At 34.9% G+C, this 17,372-nt stretch carries 20 protein-coding genes and 1 pseudogene; 14 read left to right on the top strand and 7 right to left on the bottom strand.

Translation table 11 applies throughout. The features are described 5' to 3' along the window. Positions 1 to 135: 135 nt before the first annotated feature. Positions 136 to 243 (bottom strand): annotated as a pseudogene (locus tag ACN4EE_RS17740) (DUF4351 domain-containing protein); the annotation flags it as partial. A 63-nt stretch (positions 244 to 306) separates the two neighbouring features. On the opposite strand from ACN4EE_RS17740, the gene ACN4EE_RS17735 reads away from it, so the two are divergent. Beyond that, positions 307 to 513, top strand: coding sequence for a hypothetical protein (locus tag ACN4EE_RS17735; RefSeq protein WP_431707803.1), 207 nt, complete (start codon positions 307 to 309; stop codon positions 511 to 513). Here the strand turns inward: ACN4EE_RS17735 and ACN4EE_RS17730 are convergent. Further along, positions 503 to 688: a hypothetical protein gene (locus ACN4EE_RS17730; protein WP_431707802.1), complete on the bottom strand. Its 186-nt coding sequence runs from the start codon at positions 686 to 688 to the stop codon at positions 503 to 505. The genes ACN4EE_RS17735 and ACN4EE_RS17730 overlap by 11 nt on opposite strands. A 69-nt stretch (positions 689 to 757) precedes the next feature. On the opposite strand from ACN4EE_RS17730, the gene ACN4EE_RS17725 reads away from it, so the two are divergent. Both ACN4EE_RS17725 and ACN4EE_RS17720 read left to right on the top strand, forming a co-directional pair. Further along, positions 758 to 1,147, top strand: coding sequence for a hypothetical protein (locus tag ACN4EE_RS17725; protein WP_431707800.1), 390 nt, complete (start codon positions 758 to 760; stop codon positions 1,145 to 1,147). After that, positions 1,144 to 1,332 (top strand): hypothetical protein, encoded by a 189-nt coding sequence (locus tag ACN4EE_RS17720; protein WP_431707799.1) that lies wholly within the window; start codon positions 1,144 to 1,146, stop codon positions 1,330 to 1,332. The genes ACN4EE_RS17725 and ACN4EE_RS17720 overlap by 4 nt, the downstream gene beginning before the upstream one ends. Before the next feature lie 93 nt (positions 1,333 to 1,425). Here ACN4EE_RS17720 and ACN4EE_RS17715 read toward each other — a convergent pair whose 3' ends face one another. Next, a complete protein-coding gene (locus ACN4EE_RS17715; protein ID WP_431707798.1) occupies positions 1,426 to 3,573 on the bottom strand; it encodes a hypothetical protein in 2,148 nt (715 codons plus the stop codon). Positions 3,574 to 3,786: 213 nt separating this feature from the next. On the opposite strand from ACN4EE_RS17715, the gene ACN4EE_RS17710 reads away from it, so the two are divergent. Beyond that, positions 3,787 to 3,915: a hypothetical protein gene (locus tag ACN4EE_RS17710; protein ID WP_431707797.1), complete on the top strand. Its 129-nt coding sequence runs from the start codon at positions 3,787 to 3,789 to the stop codon at positions 3,913 to 3,915. Here the strand turns inward: ACN4EE_RS17710 and ACN4EE_RS17705 are convergent. Further along, positions 3,899 to 4,837, bottom strand: coding sequence for an RpnC/YadD family protein (locus ACN4EE_RS17705; protein WP_431707796.1), 939 nt, complete (start codon positions 4,835 to 4,837; stop codon positions 3,899 to 3,901). The two genes, ACN4EE_RS17710 and ACN4EE_RS17705, sit on opposite strands and share 17 nt — an antisense overlap. A 15-nt stretch (positions 4,838 to 4,852) precedes the next feature. On the opposite strand from ACN4EE_RS17705, the gene ACN4EE_RS17700 reads away from it, so the two are divergent. Beyond that, positions 4,853 to 5,077 carry a hypothetical protein gene (locus ACN4EE_RS17700; protein ID WP_431707795.1) on the top strand — a complete coding sequence of 75 codons (225 nt, stop codon included), beginning with the start codon at positions 4,853 to 4,855 and terminating at the stop codon, positions 5,075 to 5,077. Here the strand turns inward: ACN4EE_RS17700 and ACN4EE_RS17695 are convergent. Beyond that, positions 5,045 to 5,413 (bottom strand): hypothetical protein, encoded by a 369-nt coding sequence (locus ACN4EE_RS17695; protein WP_431707794.1) that lies wholly within the window; start codon positions 5,411 to 5,413, stop codon positions 5,045 to 5,047. The genes ACN4EE_RS17700 and ACN4EE_RS17695 overlap by 33 nt on opposite strands. A 300-nt stretch (positions 5,414 to 5,713) precedes the next feature. Between ACN4EE_RS17695 and ACN4EE_RS17690 the strand changes: the two genes are divergently transcribed. Beyond that, positions 5,714 to 5,938, top strand: coding sequence for a type II toxin-antitoxin system HicB family antitoxin (locus ACN4EE_RS17690; RefSeq protein WP_431707793.1), 225 nt, complete (start codon positions 5,714 to 5,716; stop codon positions 5,936 to 5,938). A 2-nt stretch (positions 5,939 to 5,940) separates the two neighbouring features. Continuing rightward, positions 5,941 to 6,165 (top strand): type II toxin-antitoxin system HicA family toxin, encoded by a 225-nt coding sequence (locus tag ACN4EE_RS17685; RefSeq protein WP_431707792.1) that lies wholly within the window; start codon positions 5,941 to 5,943, stop codon positions 6,163 to 6,165. A 56-nt stretch (positions 6,166 to 6,221) separates the two neighbouring features. Here the strand turns inward: ACN4EE_RS17685 and ACN4EE_RS17680 are convergent, their stop codons facing one another. Beyond that, positions 6,222 to 6,425: a hypothetical protein gene (locus tag ACN4EE_RS17680; RefSeq protein WP_431707791.1), complete on the bottom strand. Its 204-nt coding sequence runs from the start codon at positions 6,423 to 6,425 to the stop codon at positions 6,222 to 6,224. Positions 6,426 to 6,636: 211 nt separating this feature from the next. Between ACN4EE_RS17680 and ACN4EE_RS17675 the strand changes: the two genes are divergently transcribed. Continuing rightward, the gene (locus ACN4EE_RS17675) at positions 6,637 to 8,619 is read left to right on the top strand and encodes an NAD(P)/FAD-dependent oxidoreductase (protein ID WP_431707790.1); all 1,983 of its coding nucleotides are present in this window, start codon (positions 6,637 to 6,639) and stop codon (positions 8,617 to 8,619) included. A 205-nt stretch (positions 8,620 to 8,824) separates the two neighbouring features. On the opposite strand, the gene thyD is transcribed toward ACN4EE_RS17675, so the two are convergent. After that, positions 8,825 to 9,751 (bottom strand): thylakoid membrane protein ThyD, encoded by a 927-nt coding sequence (thyD, locus tag ACN4EE_RS17670; protein ID WP_431707789.1) that lies wholly within the window; start codon positions 9,749 to 9,751, stop codon positions 8,825 to 8,827. 243 nt (positions 9,752 to 9,994) lie between these two features. On the opposite strand from thyD, the gene ACN4EE_RS17665 reads away from it, so the two are divergent. The 6 genes from ACN4EE_RS17665 (at position 9,995) to lpxA (ending at position 17,253) form a co-directional block, all read left to right on the top strand. Beyond that, positions 9,995 to 11,191 carry a pentapeptide repeat-containing protein gene (locus ACN4EE_RS17665; protein WP_431707787.1) on the top strand — a complete coding sequence of 399 codons (1,197 nt, stop codon included), beginning with the start codon at positions 9,995 to 9,997 and terminating at the stop codon, positions 11,189 to 11,191. Positions 11,192 to 11,441: 250 nt separating this feature from the next. Then, on the top strand, positions 11,442 to 13,019 hold the full coding sequence (locus tag ACN4EE_RS17660) for a protein kinase domain-containing protein (protein ID WP_431707786.1): 1,578 nt from the start codon (positions 11,442 to 11,444) through the stop codon (positions 13,017 to 13,019). Positions 13,020 to 13,046: 27 nt separating this feature from the next. Then, a complete protein-coding gene (locus ACN4EE_RS17655; RefSeq protein ID WP_431707785.1) occupies positions 13,047 to 14,246 on the top strand; it encodes a polysaccharide deacetylase family protein in 1,200 nt (399 codons plus the stop codon). A 625-nt stretch (positions 14,247 to 14,871) separates the two neighbouring features. Next, positions 14,872 to 15,723 carry an ABC transporter permease gene (locus tag ACN4EE_RS17650; protein WP_431707805.1) on the top strand — a complete coding sequence of 284 codons (852 nt, stop codon included), beginning with the start codon at positions 14,872 to 14,874 and terminating at the stop codon, positions 15,721 to 15,723. 166 nt (positions 15,724 to 15,889) lie between these two features. Next, positions 15,890 to 16,351, top strand: coding sequence for a 3-hydroxyacyl-ACP dehydratase FabZ (gene fabZ, locus ACN4EE_RS17645; protein WP_431707784.1), 462 nt, complete (start codon positions 15,890 to 15,892; stop codon positions 16,349 to 16,351). 98 nt (positions 16,352 to 16,449) lie between these two features. Further along, entirely contained in the window at positions 16,450 to 17,253 is an 804-nt protein-coding gene (lpxA, locus tag ACN4EE_RS17640) for an acyl-ACP--UDP-N-acetylglucosamine O-acyltransferase (RefSeq protein WP_431707804.1), read from the top strand. Positions 17,254 to 17,372: the final 119 nt, after the last annotated feature.

The raw sequence follows: 17,372 nt of genomic DNA, 5'->3' as shown, positions 1-17,372 counted from the left end.
AGAGGGGGAAGAGGGGGAAGAAAATGCTTTCAAATCTTCATTAAATTTAGTAAATAGCTATAAAAAATTTATCATAATTTTTAATCAAATCTTCTTATGATTCGATCGAGCGGCACAGCAGAAGAGTGATCAAAATTAATCGGAAATGTAATTAGTTAACCTGTTTTCTAAGTCGGAAATATCCTGAAAATCTAATAACGCTTCTCCTAAAGATTCTAACTGAGGAATGGACATCGATCGAACTACTGATGGACAATGATAATATAGAGAGATATTTAAAATAAATAGCTATCGCAAAATAAAAGTATGACAGATTCTGAACGCTTGGACAAAATTGAAACGACTTTAGAAAAATTAGTTGCAGAAATTACCCAAACTAAGGATGAAATTATCAAAACTAACGATAAAGTAGAAATTTACCAAAAGGCTTCCCAACAAGTGGTTAACCTTGCATTTAGTTTAATTTTAACGGCTACAATTACTATAGTAGTTCAGGCAGTTATTAATAAATAATTCGAGGATGCGATCGAGGTTTTGGGATTGCTTCGTGCCTCGCAATGACAGGATAGGGAAGTTCGATCGAGTTTGGAGATTGCTTCGTTACCTCGCAATGACAGGAGAGGGAGGTTCGATCGAGTTTGGAGATTGCTTCGTGCCTCGCAATGACAGAAGGGAGAGGTTCGATCATTTCACTAAAAATATTCAAAATCAAGTTAGGCAAAAGGTAAATAATTGTTGATCTCAAATTGTTAGAGTAATGTTTTATAATTTAAAAAATCAATTAATTGCAAGGAGTTTTGTATTTTTGGCTAAATTATCTCCTGAAATATTAACTACTATTTTTAGTTTACAAAGACGGCTAATAGAACTTATTGCCGAAACAAAAATAACTGAATTTAGTCTTTTTGAACGCTATGGTGAAACAGAAGAAACATTACCCGAATTAGAGCAAATTCAGAATTGTTTCGAGCGATTAAAAAACCCTTACTCTCGTCTTCATACCTTAACCCTTAGAATTTCTGAATATTATCCAGTAGCTCCTTCTGCTATCCTAGAATTGTTAAGTGAAACCATAGAACAAGCTCAACTATCCGCCGATGTAGTCGCAGCAAGTCTATCCGAAACTCAAAAAAATTGGAGATTATGATGAACAACCAATATTATATTCCCGATCTAAAAGCAAGAACTAAAAGCGTAGCTAAATGGCGAGAGGCTTGTCGCAAATTAGATTTAGTTACTTTAAAATTTGATGAATTAATTGCCATGATTGAAGTGGATTTACGTCATCAAAGTTTAGACAGACTTCAAAATCAAATTGAATTAAAAGATTAGATTTCCGTTCGATCGAGTTTTAGGGATTGCTTCGTTATGAGTAATAATGGGTAAAAACAATGATAGAGGTGAGAAATTCCCACCCCTTCAATTTTAAATGACGACAATATCTGCATTAGTCATAGCTAATCCCGTATTTAAAGTGGCAATGCGTACCGCAGAGGTTGCACCGTTACCGTCCACATCAAAGAATAATCCTCCGTTATTGGTATTATAGAAGAAACGATGATCAGGAGTACTCGCCGATGAACCGATACGGAAACGATTAGCTGATAATTCGCCCAAGGGTAAACCCCCGCCAAAACCACTACGACTAATGAGAATGGTATCATCTACTACGTTAAAGTCGGTAATTCGATCGATCCCTTCAGAGGGAGAATTAAAACGGAAAAAGTCATTCCCAGAGCCTCCTGTAAGACTATCATTACCAGCACCACCGATAATAGTATCATTACCATTACCACCGATAAGGGTATCGTTACCATCGCCACCATTGAGGATATTATTACTACTATTACCAGTAATGCTATTATTTAAGGTATTTCCCGTACCATTAATGTTAGCAGTACCTTCTAAAATAAGGTTTTCGAGATTATTTCCTAAAGTATAGGTGATGGTTGATCGAACGGTATCAATGCCTGAATCAGCATTTTCGACAACTCGATCGCCTGTATTGTCCACATAGTAAGTATCGTTTCCTAATCCACCTCTCATGGTATCCGCACCTGCACCACCATTGAGGGTATCCGTACCGATACCTCCGATAATACTATCTGCACCGATACCTCCCTCTAAAAGGTCATTTCCATTTAAGCCCTGTAGAGTATCATTACCCGCTAATCCTTGTATGGTATCATTTCCAGTCGTTCCCACAAGATTGTTATTATATACATCTCCTAGCAACAATGAACCTATTTGATAGGTATAGATTTCATAATCATTACCATCCCATCCATACCATACCACATTGTTGCCTGAAATTTGAGGGGCAAAATCATCTGTTGTGTTGTTTGTTAGCTGAGTAGTGGTACTACCATTATAAAAGTAGATTTCATAATCATTCCCATCAAAACCTTTCCATACCACGTTATTTCCTGAAATTTGAGGCTCTAGTTCGTCTGTTGTATTATTTGTTAGCTGAGTAGTAGTGTTACCATTGTAAAAATATATTTCACTATCATTTCCATCAAAACCCCTCCACACCACGTTATTGCCTGAGATTTGGGGTGCAAAATCTTCTGTGGTGTTATTAGTTAATTGAGTAATAGTGTTGCCATTGTAAAAATATATTTCACTATCATTTCCATCAAAACTTCGCCATACTATATTGTTTCCTGATATTTGGGGATCGGAATCCTGTGTATCATTGTTAGTTAATTGAGTAGTTGTGTTACCATTGTAAAGGTAAATTTCATTATCATTGCCATCGAATCCATACCATACCACATTACTTCCCGATATTTGAGGGGATTGAACATTGAATGTATTACTAGATAGCTGAGTAGTATTGCCATTGTAAAAATAAATTTCAGGAGGATCAAAATTATCACTACTGCCAATCCAAACTACGTTATTACCTGAGATTTGTGGATTATCATCGTTGGTATTGTTATTGGTTAACTGAATGGTACTTGTGCCATTGTAAAAATAAATTTCATAATCATTACCATCCCAACCACTCCACACTACATTGTTTCCTGAGATTTGAGGATTGAAGTCTTCGGTAGAATTATTGGTTATTTTAATGATGCCACTATTTTCTACATTAAAAATTTGTCCATTAACGGTTATGGTATTCCAATCATTTTGCGTTTTCAGATTATTTAACTCTGTCTCCGTCATAGCTTGATTTAACACCAAGTTACGCCAAATTTCTCCTTCATCACCAGGGGAGTCTATATCGTTAATTTGGGCATCGATAAAGTGTCCTATTTCTTCTATAATTACATCACGAATTACCGTAACAGATTGTGACTCAAGAAGAAAAGATGATAAATAAATTGTGTTATTCAATGCACTATATGCACCCTGAGCACCATTGATTTCTGTCGGAGATAAAACTACGATTTTTGGTAGGTTACTAAAGTCTTGATTACGCCATGAGGAGAAAATATTATCGGCTACGGTGACGTTATAATTATCTCCGAAGGCGATACTTAAGTTTGTTTCGAGACTAGGATTAAGAGAGGCTTCGAGCAGGAGTGCTTCGGTTTGAGCGATGGCTTGAGATAGTTGAATCATAGGGTGTAAATAAATACATTTAAATAAAAATACTTATGTGGATGAGCTTAACATTTTTTCGATCGATCGGCTTACTTTTTGGGGTAAAAGTCACAAAATTGTAACAATTGGATTGATCCCCCCTTGAAAAAGGAGGGAACTAATAAGTTCAATCGAGGTTTTAGGGATTGCTTCGTTACCTCGCAATGACAGGATAGGGGAGTTCGATCGAGTTTGGAGATTACTTCGTGCCTCGCAATGACAGGGCGGAGAGAGTTCGATCGAGTTTGGGGGATTGTGGGGGAGGGTTCGATCGAGTGTGAGGAGGTTCGATCGAGAGATAAAATTAGCGTAAATTGTTAATTAATTGTTCAAAGTCTTCCAGAGATTTAACACTAATTGTTGCTAAATGTAACTGTTTTAAGAAAGCTAAATCATCAATATTTTTGAGTAAATCTTCTATACTTTTTGGCACGGAATTAAACCGCACTTGAAGTAAATCAAGGATATTTTCTTGGTAGGTTTCTTTCGCTCCTTTTTGTAAAGCACGTCTTTCAATATTGGTTAATAAAGGCATTTTTCTTTCCTCCTCATATTGTGTTAATTTATTTTCAAATTGTAGTTGTAAATCTTCCGATAATGTCATCATTAAATCAATGACTTTATACAAATCGGTTATTTCTTTTCTGTTATAACCTTTTTCATAAAGTAAACGAGATAGATTCCATTTCCATTGTTCCCTTTCTGATAAATTGCTAGTGGTGGCTTTCGTTTTTAAATGTGCCATTACTACTATGGCAAATACATTGTTACTTTTCTCTAATTCCCCCCATAAATAATCTTGTAATTTGATAATAGAAAAGTCTAGTTTTAATTTACTTTTTCCTAATCCGTATTCATAAAAATTAGGTCGCCATTTTTTACTTTCATCTCCTAAGATTGCTAAACTAATCACTGGTTTATTATACAAGTCAAAAGCTCGATAATTATAAATAAACATTCGTTGGGTAAATTTTTTATCATACTGACTTTGTACTTCGATATGAATCAATAACCACACTTCTTGATCATCTAATAACCACACCTGAAATAATTTATCAGCATGACGAGTTTCGGTTTCAGAGGAGGCTGTAATTTGTTCTAATTCTTTATCGAGAGGTATCGGTGTTTTTTCCCAATTAATTTGCTCATGAATATCGGGATAAAAGAAGATTAAAAAAGATTCCAAATAATCCCCTATAATCTCTTTCCATGATTCATCATAATTAGCAGTTATTTCTGACATTTAAAGAAATTTTATTTGATTTTATTATCTGATTTTAACTTTTTTGTTATAGTTCGATCGCGCAGCGCCGCTTTTAGCGATCGACTTTATGGAATTTTGGGTTACACTTCGTTAACCCAACCTACAGTTTTGAGAGGGTTCGAGTTTATGGGGGTTCGATCGATTTTGGAGATTGCTTCGTTGTCCTACAATTATGTCAAACAAAAGTTAAATTTTATCTCGGAAAATCCAAAATACTGAAGTAATAAACCCCGTTAAAAGTACGATCGCTATCTGTTTCCAGTTTCTTAACTCTCCTATTTTCTCGGATAAGTCTGCGGTTTTATCGATGGACGGTTTCCAGTCATTTAAGCGAGTTTGTACTTCTGTTTGATTAATTCTTAAGTCAGTTATCTTTTCATCTATTTGGTTAAAGCGAGTTTCTACCTGATTAAAACGATTATCCATTTGGTTAAAGCGAGTTTCCACTTGATTAAAGCGAGTTTCCACTTGATTAAAACGATCATTGATTCGATCGCCTAACTGGTTAATTAACTCTTTTACTTCTCTTAAATCGTTGTCTGTTACTGTACTCATGTTAAAATTTTGATTAAGTATTTAATATTAGGTTAAGAGTAGTTGAATGCTACTTCTAAGCCTAATTTTACATTAATCCATAAGTGATATTAGAATATATTAGGTATTGATGTTAGGATTCCTTCGTTTTCTCCCAATGACAGGATAGGGGAGTTCGATCGATTTTAGGGATTGCTTCGTGCCTCGCAATGACAGGATAGAGGGTTCGATCGTGTTTTGAAAAAAGGATGCAATAGTTTACCTATGAGATATAGACTATAATTAAATGTAATTTATTCGCAGAAATTTTGTTTAAATCAAATGTTACAAATTCATCCAAAAATTAACAGAATAATTCTTTTATCATTAGGTGAAGATGGATACTATGTAGTTGAAATTCCTAGTTTACCGGGTTGCATCAGTCAAGGAAAAACTCGTGAAGAAGCTATTTCTAATATACAAGAAGCGATGGAACTTTATATTGAGTCTCTCATTCAGGATGGAGAATTAATTCCTGAAGATCGTTATGAGGTAATAAAAATTTAATTATGCCTTCATTACCTGTTATTTCTGGCAAAAAGTGTGTTAATGCTTTAGAAAAAATTGATTTTATTGTTCATTCGCAAAAAGGAAGTCATATTATTTTAGTGAGAAATAATCCAAAAAGTCGTATCTCTGTTCCTAATCATAAGGAATTGGATCGAGGAACACTTAGAGCAATTATTAGACAAGCTAATTTAACTGTTGATCAGTTTATTGATTTATTATCTTAATCAGTTATAGATGCGATCGATTTTAAGAGATTGCTTCGTGCCTCGCAATGACAGGATTAGGAGGTTCGATCGATTTTAGGGATTGCTTCGTTACCTCGCAATGACAGGAGGAGGGATTTCGATCGAGTTTTTAGGGATTGCTTCGTTTCCTCGCAATGACAGGATAGGGAAGTTCGATCGATTTTAGGGATTGCTTCGTGCCTCGCAATGACAGGATTAGGAGGTTCGATCGATTTTAGGGATTGCTTCGTTCCTCGCAATGACAGGATTAGGAGGTTCGATCGATTTTAGGGATTGCTTCGTTACCTCGCAATGACAGGAGGAGGGATTTCGATCGAGTTATAGTGTTTAATGGGAATAGTTATCTTTATTTACAGACAATCTAAATAGCTTTTCCGCATATTAGCATTTGGGACGCTGATTATTAGATAATGAAGGAATAGAGAAATTTTTTTATAAATGAATTGTACAATGATTTTAACTGAAATCTTATATTTAGAAATTCCTAACCCTGATTCGCAAATTGTTTGTCATTGGTTACAAAATACATGGCAACCCTCCCTCGGCAAAAAAATTATTACCCCCGATGGTATTCGTTTAGAATTAGCTGATAATCATGAGTTATCTATTTTTATCTGGACATTACAACGTACAACTTATTTAAAAATGTTTCGTTGGGGTGATAAACAAGTATTTGCAGAAAATAAAATTAAACAGGAATTAAATCAGGCTATTAATCAACAATTTCCTCCTCATTATCCTCTTTTACCTGATGTTGATTTACAAGATCGATCGATATTTTCTGCCCTAGAGCCTTATTATCCTAATACCGTTAAATATTTCCAGAAAATGCCCCAAGGTGAATACGATTTAAAAAGGGTTTATTGGTGGGAAAAAACTTGGAGAGAAAGTGTAAAAAATAAAGTTAAAACAAATAATTTTAAACAAGTTTTATTTAAAGATGAAACCACGGGAAAAGCTGACTATGATTTAGTTTATGTAGGGGGTGCTTTAGGGGCTATCCATGCTTGTTTAATGGCAAAATTGGGTTATAGTGTTCTGTTAATTGAACGGTTAAAATTTGGCAGAATGAATCGAGAATGGAATATTTCTCGTCAAGAATTTCAGGTTTTAATTGACAATGGCTTGTTTACAAAAAAAGAATTTGAATCGATTATTTCAGCAGAATATAAAGACGGTTTTAGTAAGTTTTTTGATGCTAATAATCCCAAGCACTTAAAAGCCGAAGTTTTACACACTCCCACCGTTTTAAATATTGCGATCGATACCACTAAATTATTAACTTTATGTGGAGAAAAATTAAGAAAATATGGTGCGCAAATTTGGGAAGAAACCGAATTTAATCGAGCGACTATCGGTAAAGATTTAGTCACTATTAACACCAAAAATTTAACCAATGAAGAAGAAAAAGACGTTACCGCTAGATTACTCATTGACGCTATGGGTACAGCTTCCCCTATTGCATGGCAACTGTCTGGAAATCAGGCATTTGATAGCGTTTGCCCTACCGTGGGCGCAGTGGTAGAAGGTTTATCCCCCGAAGTGTGGGATAGGGAATACGGAGATGTGCTATTTTCTCATGGTGATATTTCCAGAGGAAGACAACTCATTTGGGAGTTATTCCCTGTAGAAGATAATAATGTCACTATCTACCTTTTCCATTATCATCAAGTCCATGAAGATAATCCGGGTTCGCTTTTAGAGATGTATGAGGACTTTTTCTCTATCCTACCCGAATATCGCCGTTGTGACATGGATAAGTTAATCTGGAAAAAACCCACTTTCGGTTACATACCGGGCAAGTTTACTATTGATAAGTTCGATCGAAAAATCGCTACCGATCGAGTATTATCTATAGGAGATGCCGCCTCCCTACAATCCCCCTTAATTTTTACAGGATTTGGCTCATTAGTGAGAAACTTAGGTAAATTAACCAATTTATTAGACTCTGCCCTCAAATATAACCTCTTAGACGAATCATCCCTTAATCAAATTCAAGCCTATCAAAGCAATATCGCCGTGACATGGTTATTTTCTAAAGGAATGATGGTGCCTACCCATAAAACCTTACCACCGGCAAGAATTAATTCCATGTTAAACACCTTTTTTGGTTTATTAGCAGACGAGCCAAAAACAGCAGAAGTCTTTATTAAGGATCGCACAGATTGGTTAACATTTAACCGATTAGCCTTAAAAGCCGCTCGAAAAAATCCTCCCTTATTGTTATGGATTTGGGAAATGGCAGGAAGTGCCGATATATTTAGATGGTTAGGTGCTTATAATGCTTTTACCCTTGATGCTTTTAAAAACCTCTTATTTAGTGGATGGTTTAATACTTGGCTAGAAAAACAAAACTCATGGCTACCTAAATCCAATCCTAAACTGTGGTTTAAATTATTAGCCTTTAGCTCAACCTTACCAAATAAAAAATGATAAAGAGGGGGAAAAAATAATGAGAATACTCCAATAATTATGATTTTACCAGCGTAGAACAGGCATCTTGCCTGTTTTTCTTCCATATATTTTTTTGATGGGGTTGGGTTTAATATATTAAACCCCTACATTTCTTCTTACTCTTATCTTTTGCCTCTTGCGTTTTTTCATTTTTAATTCTCAATTCTTAATTCCTAATTCTTTGTTAAAATTCATTGGCAATAATGTTTTCCAGTGCAGATTTTAAGTTAGGAAAACGAAAATTATAGTTCATAGTATCCATTGTTCTTTGAGGTAACACTTTTTGTCCTTCTAAAACGACTTTTGCACCGTCTCCTAAGAGTAATTCGAGGGCAAAACTAGGCACAGGAAGCCATGAGGGGCGTTTCAGCACTTCTCCTAACGTTTTACATAACTCATTCATGGTGACAGGATAAGGGGCAGTAGCGTTAAAAGTACCATTAATGTTACTATCTTTGAGGGCTTGAATAATCATTTCTACCACGTCTTCTCGATGAATCCATGAAAACCATTGTTTTCCTTCGCCGATGGGACCTCCTGCAAAAATCTTAAAAGGTGGTATCATTTTAGCTAATGCCCCTCCATTGCCTAATACTATCCCGAAACGAAAAATAACCAATCTCACGCCACTATTTTTGACTTTTTGGGCTTCTGTTTCCCATGCCTGACACACTTGGGCGAGAAAATCATTACCTGCTGGACTAATTTCTGTATAAGTTTCAGTTTCACTTGTACCGTAAAACCCGATGGCGGAGGCGTTAATTAATACTTGGGGTTTTTGAGCGCACTGTTCGATCGAACTTACAAGAGTTTTAGTACCTAATTGCCTACTATCCAGAATTTCTTGTTTATAATCATCATTCCATCTTTCTGCAATGGGCGCACCAGCAAGGTTGATTATAGCATCACAACCATCGATTTTTTTTTGCCAATCCCCTAACTGTTTAGGAGTATAGCTAACAAATTCTAAATTAGGTATTATTTTAGGGGGAAATATCGATCGAGCCTTATTTATATCACGGGTAAGGATAATGACTTGATTATCAGAGACTAATTTTTCAACTAATTTTGTGCCGACAAAACCTGTCGCACCTGTTATCGCAATTTTCATAAATTTTAATTTTAATAAATGTAGGGCGATGCACACCCCACCAATAGAATAGCAAAATTAAGTACGAAAGATGACTGTTTTTAATCGATCGTAGAAGTGGTAAGATGTCTATTTTTGTAAAAGTGTAAAAGTTATTTTTGTGCGTTAACAAATATTCTTACAACAATATTTCAAATTAAATACTTTTGTCCTGAGAATAATGGTGTGATACGCTAAAAAAAAGAAGGTTAAAGTTAAATAAAAATGGACTATAAGGATTTTAGCAACAAAAAAAGCTCGTTATTAATAGCCCTAATAACCTTGCTACTCCCTATTGTTGTAATTAGTCTTGTCATAGAACGTCCAGTTGAAATCGGTCAAGAAAAGTTCAATTTTATCAGAGGGTTTCTTCCTTATAATCCACTTCTTACCATATTTGGTGTAGTTGGCTTAGTAATCCTCGCCCAAGGGACTTTTCCGAAAACAACACAAAAAATTCTCCAGAAACTATCATCCCCTAAAGCTATAAAAGTTTCATTGATCATCTCTCTGACTTTCACCACAGTTGCAGGTATGGGGTTTTTTCATGAGGTAGCCGCCGCCGCTACCAGAGATGAAAATGAAGCAGGTTCATGGTTTGAAGGTGTAAACACAGTCTTACAAGGGGCTGGATTGATTATTCAAAGCCTTCTCACCTATAGCTTATACGTTCTAACTAGAGAACAAACCAAGCAATCTATTAATCAAAGTGCCGCCGCCGCCGCCGCCAATACTCAGAGTTTCAGTGTTAACCTGATCAACACGATTCTTACTGCAGATGGTGTAATGGATCCACGCAAAGGCAAAATTAACGCTATTCGGGGACTTCTATTCTCCACTATTAATGGGATTCGCATGGGAAGTAGCAGTGACTTACATACCGTATTTGTACAGCTATTAGAAAATAACCTTACATCGCCTATTCTCTTAATTTCTCAATCGAACTCCATTAATACTGATCAAAAAGGTAATCCCATTTGTTGTTATTGTGCAGACCCGCTCAATTCTAGTATTATTCAAGTTGTTGATCTTGGAGATAAAAAAATAGTCCAGAAGTTAGAAGGTTCAATTCTTGACGAACATATGCTGGATGGATTTGATTTTTGGGGAGCAATAATTAAAAAGTTTTCTTTACAAAATACAAGTTTAACCCAAGCCTCTTTGATACGAGCTACCTTCATTGATGTGGACTTTAGGGGAGCAGACTTTTCAGGGGCGATTATTGTACCAAGCAAACGAGACAGAATGTTAGCGGATGAATTTGGACTTCGACAATTACCAGACGAGGAAATCTTGCCGAAATTTTTAGGAAATTGTCAGTTTGAGGGTGCTAGAATCGATCGAAATTTATATGAATTATTGAAAAATAGTCTTGGAGACAATGCAAACAAGGCACTTGAAAAAGTCATTATCAATGGATAAATAGGGTCTGCTCAAAAAGTCTTTTCATAATCTAACTTTATACATTTTGACGTGCGGAATGTGGGTGTTTTCCCACAATTACTTTTTGTTTAACTGCTCTAATCAAGGTTTTTCTCCACAATTTTGAAGTAACTAGACTTATTATATCAAAGTAATAGATAACGATTTATTCAAAATTCGTAAGCTAAGAAAGTATTTTTGTTATACAATTTAATCAAGTGTGCATAAATTCGACAAATGTGATTGATAAGTGAGTATAACTTTAGGAGGAAATATTTTTATGATGATTGCCGATCGATACGAAATCCTTAAAAGTCTTGGCAGTGGTGGCTTTGGCGATACTTTTTTAGCAAAAGATACTCATATGCCTTCGGGTAAACAAGTCGTTATCAAACGTCTAAAACCTGCTCATCAAAATAACATTTCGATCGAACTGATTCAACAACTATTTGAGAGAGAAGCCAAAGTATTAGAAGAATTAGGGCAAAATTGTCAACAAATCCCTACCTTATACGCTTATTTTGTCGAAAATGAAGAATTTTATCTAGTTCAAGAATATATTGAAGGGAAAAGTTTAGCGGAATTAGGCACTATTCATCATAGCCAATGTGAATCGATTTTGTCATCCTTGCTTAATACTCTTAAATACGTTCATGGTAAAAACATCATTCATCGAGATATAAAACCAGAAAATATCATTATTCGTGACTCCGATAAATTACCCGTCTTAATCGATTTTGGGGCAGTCAAGGAAACTATGGGCGCGGTAAGTTTAAGTAGCGGTTCAACGGTAAGCTCTGTAATCGTTGGTACGAGGGGATTTATCCCTCCTGAGCAAAGCACAGGAAGAACGGTTTTTAGTAGCGATTTGTATGCCCTGAGCTTAACTATGATTTACAGTTTAACAGGAAAGTACCCCATCGAAATTCCTAATAATAACATCACGGGAGAGTTAGACTGGCAAAGCTATATCCCCAATTTGCCCTCAAATTTAAGGCTAGTATTAGAAAAAGCCTCGAAAATCGATTTAAGTCAAAGGTATCCTACTTCTCAAGCTATGTATGAAGCCTTACACATGAGTCAAATTAATACGGTGGCGGTAACACCTCCTGTCAATAATATTGATTTATCAAAACCCACTAACTCCAATTCATCCCCAACGGTATTAATTCCCAATCCTGTGAGTCAACCAACAACAAATCCTAGTGGAATTAACCAAAATCCTGTCAGTAATCCTCAAAACAATAATATTTTAGTAATTATAATTACGGCTTTATTAGTGGCGTTAGGAGTGTCAGGAGGGTTTTTGATAGTACAACAAAGAGCGGAAACTCAAGCAAGATTAGAAGCCATAGAGAAAGAAAAAGAGGAAGCTGAAGCTAAATTAGCCGATGAACAAAAAAAACGAGAAGAAGAAGAAGTTAAACGACAAGAAGCCGATAAAATGAGGTTACAAGCCGAGCAAGAAAGAACGAAAGCTGAACAATTACGGAGAGAAGCTGAAGAAAAAGCCCGTAATCAATCAGTTAGAACGGTTGTGGTTGATTCTTCTAATCTTAATCTTAGTAGAAATAACCCCTCTCCTTCTATTACTTGGCAACCTCGTTGCGGTGATAATTGGGATAGTTATAGTGAATGGTGGGCAGTTAAAGGACCAAAATCTGCTTTAAGTACTGTAAAAAATAATTATTGTGGGGATGCGTTAATTGTCAAAGGAGAAACTCAAGTTGCTAGTTTTAAATCAGAAAGCGCCGCTTGGAGTTTTGCTAATAGCTTAACTACTACCTCTGGTTATAATTTTTGGGTAAAAAAAAGCGATCGTCGCTAATTTGAAATCAAATAAAACTATCAAATAATGTCTGATAAACATTTTAAATCACTAAATTTTTTATTTATTTTTATTGCTAGTGTAACAATTGGCGTTGTTTCTGCTTATATTTACACTAGCGATTTTTTTGAGAAAAAAGAACAAAAGTCATCATCAAATACTGTTGAAAAAAACATTCCAGAAAATAAGATTGAACCCTCAGAAAAAGAGAACATCATAGAAAATAAAATTGATTCTAATATTGTTGAAAATCAGTTAGAAACTCAAGAAAAAATTTACTCTGATTACTTAAATCAAGGGGCATTTTATTTTAAATCTGTTACCGACAATTTCTCGCAAATAAATGAAAATATAGACGAATTGACAGGTAAAAATATTTTAGAAAATACCAAAATTAATCTTAATAATTCTCAAAAATTTTTAGAGGCTATTCCTCCTGAAAGTAGATATTATAACTATGCTCAAGAATATCAAAAATATATTGTTCAATATCAGGAATCAGCGAAAAAATGGGAAGATTATTTTAATAATAAAAATCGTTATCAAAATCAAAATATATTACCTCCTAATTCTCCTGACTTAACAATTAAAAATAAAGCCGTTTTTGTTAATGCGATGAAACCAAAATCAATTGTCTTAACTTTTGATGATGGACCTACTTCAGAATATACTATTAAAATTTTAGATATTTTGAAAAAATATAACGTCAAAGCGACTTTTTTTGTCGTGGGTAAAAGAGTTCAAAAAAATTGTCCAATTATACGAAGAATGTATCAAGAAGGTCATGAAATTGGGAATCATTCTTATACTCATCCTTATCTTACTAAAATTTCGATCGAAGAACAACAAAAAGAGATAGCATATACTCAGCAAATTATTCAACAATGTATCGGTTATCAACCCCGATGGTTTCGAGCGCCTTATGGAGATCAAAATCCTGATTTATTAAATATAGTAAATAGATTTGGTTTAAAGAATGCACAATGGACAATTGATACTAACGATTGGCGTAATAGTAGTAATATAAAAACTATCACTAATTTAGCAATTAATAATAATAGTCCTGCGGTTATTTTAATGCACGATGGAGCAAAAACTAATCCTAATTTTATTCATCCAGAAGAAAGTTTAAGTCGTATTAATACAGTAAATTCTTTAGAAAATATTATCATTAATTATCAAAATAGAGGTTTTAATTTTTATACCCTGAGTAATGCAATCAAATAGTTTTTAAAATTTGCAATTTTTGAATTTAAGATATATTCTATACAAAAACGATCGAACTAACATAAAAATCAATCCCTAAAAACAATCATGATCAATCAAAATTTATTATCAAGAATTACCTTTAATCGAGATATTTTAGCAGGAAAACTGATTATTCGGGGGTTAAGAAAAGAGAAAAATAGCGATCACCAATTGACGTGACGGGCTCAAACACCTATAAATTCGTGTACAGTAAATTAGTTGTTTTGTATTAACCATTGTTGGCTCAAATCGCTGAATCTTCTTACTAGACTGAATTTTAGATAATTTATGAAATTTTAGCTTTTTGAGTTTTGATTTTTTGTTCATTAATCATTCAGGTTAAATATTAAATATTAACTTCTGCATTTTCCTTCGATGAATGATTACAGTTGGATTCAGAGAGACTATGACTTTCTTTCAATTGCTTTGCAAATTCAGTATTATGAGAAGCATTCTCAGAAGATGATTTTTTTTGTGAGTTATTCAGCAAACCCTAGGTATAGCGTTTTTTTAAATTATGAGGTAAATTTTTTTATAGCCTGTTGCCCGTTGCCTTTTCCCTTAACATAAACATACAATTAATTTTACTCACCTACTTAAAATGATGTTTTGGCGTAAATTTGCTCAAGATAAAATGGCTATGGCAGGATTATTGACATTAACATTAATTATCCTCAATATCCTGATTTTGCCCTTATTCTATCAAACCTCGATCGAGCAAATTGATTTTACCAAGGCGACTCTTCCCCCCAGTTTTGACCATCCATTTGGTACAAATGATCTAGGACAAGATCAACTAGCAAGGGCATTATTTGGCGGTAGAATCTCCTTAACCGTAGGAATCAGTGCGATGGTAGTTTCTATCACTTTGGGAACACTTATCGGTTCATTAGCAGGTTATTATGGAGGTATCCTCGACAATATTTTGATGAGAATAACCGATATATTTTTATCTTTACCTCAACTTCCCGTATTATTATTAGTGGTTTATCTATTTAGGGAAGCCATTAAAAATCTTTTAGGAGCTCAAACAGGAATTTTTGTTTTAGTAATATTAGTGATAGGCTTATTAAATTGGATGCCTGTGGCGCGACTGGTGAGAAGCTCATTTTTACAATTAAAGGAAAGAGAATTTGTTAGTGCCGCCAAAAGTTTAGGGGCAAATTCTTCTCGTATAATCTTAGTGCATATTCTTCCTAACGTTTTCAGTGTTATCGTAGTTGCCGCCACTTTATCTATTGGTAACGCCATTATTGTGGAGTCCACCCTCAGCTTTTTAGGATTAGGTTTTCCGCCTGATATTCCCACATGGGGAAGAATGCTTTATGATGCTCAAAATTATCTTTCCTCTGCCCCCTATATGGCGATATTTCCGGGGTTAGCTATCTTTTTGACCGTTTTAAGTATTAATTATATAGGAGATGGCTTAAAAGACGCTTTAAATCCCACCTCATAAGGGCTGGTTTTTAATATTCACGAAAAGCCAAGACAAGAAAGGAATCAAGACTAGCTAGAAGCCATCTAAGTTTACGAAAAAATTTTTATTTACTCAACTCACTTTTACTGCTTCGTGATATTCTAATTAAGGTTCATTGGCAAGTGTCTTCAGGAAATCATTATTAATGGAACAAGATTTAGCACAAAAGACTCAAACTATCTTCTCTATTACAGAGATTCAAGAATTATTACCCCATCGTTATCCCTTTGCTTTGGTCGATCGAATTATCGATTACACCGAAGGACAAAAAGCAACAGGAATTAAAAATGTAACCATCAATGAACCTTTTTTTCCAGGGCATATTCCCAATAAACCGATAATGCCGGGGGTTTTACAATTAGAAGCTATGGCACAAGTGGGGGGAGTGATATTAACATTATTACCGGGGATGAAAGGTAAATTTTTCGCCTATGCAGGAGTTGATAAAGCTCGTTTTCGCCGTCCAGTCATACCAGGTGATCAGTTAATAATGACAGTAGAGTTGCTATCATTTAAACGAAACCGTATTGCTAAAATGCAAGGAAAAGGGTTAGTGGATGGACAATTAGCGGTAGAAGCAGAAATGCTATTTTCTCTTTTAGATTAATTTTTAGTCCCTGAATGAGATAAGTTTTAAAATCAATGATTGACATGGTGAATTTTTTTTGTCCATTATCATTGCTAATTTTATCCAATATATAATTAATTATTTTACGAATCGTGATACATCCTACTGCTATTATTGATCCCAAAGCTGAGTTAGATTCTACGGTGGAAGTTGCCCCTAATGTCGTCATCGGTGCTGATGTGAAAATTGGTGCAAACACTGTTATTGGTGCTAATGTAGTCATTTCTGGACCTATTGAAATCGGTTGTGATAATCAAATTTTCCCGGGGGCGGCTTTAGGTTTAGCACCTCAAGATTTAAAATACAAAGGTGGGAAAAGTTCCGTTAAAATTGGGCATCGTAATATCCTTCGAGAATATGTCACCGTTAACCGCGCCACAGGAGAAGGAGAAGAAACTGTCATTGGTAACGATAATCTTTTAATGGCTTATGTCCATGTTGCCCATAATTGTATTTTAGGTAATGGTATTGTTATTGCCAACTCTGTTGCTTTAGCAGGTCATGTGGAGGTAGAATCTAAAGCTGTTATCGGTGGTATGCTAGGGGTTCATCAATTCGTAAAAATTGGTAAAATGGCAATGCTAGGCGGTATGAGTAGGATCGATCGAGATGTACCACCTTATATGTTAGTGGAAGGCAACCCCTCCCATGTGCGCTCTCTTAATTTGGTTGCCCTCAAAAGAAATAAGTTTGACTCCGATGATATTGCCCTAATGAAAAAAGCCTATAAGATATTATATCGATCGAACCTCACCATCAGTCAAGCCTTGAAAGAATTAGAACCATTATGCCATAACGAACATATCGAACATTTAGTGAGATTTATGGAATCATCCGTTAATGATAGAAATAGGCGAGGATTAATTAACGGCATAAAATAAATCGGGGTTGCTGAAAAAGTCTTTTGATGGGGATAGGTGTCAGGTTAAATAATGAAAAATAACGGCTCTTCTACAGTAGTTATGTAAAATTAATAGAAAATAATTAATATAAACTTTAT

The organism is Geminocystis sp. CENA526, assembly GCF_050753365.1.
Lineage (GTDB): Bacteria > Cyanobacteriota > Cyanobacteriia > Cyanobacteriales > Cyanobacteriaceae > Geminocystis.
Note: the sequence above shows the minus strand (reverse complement) of the source record. Positions and strands in the feature narration are given on the sequence as shown.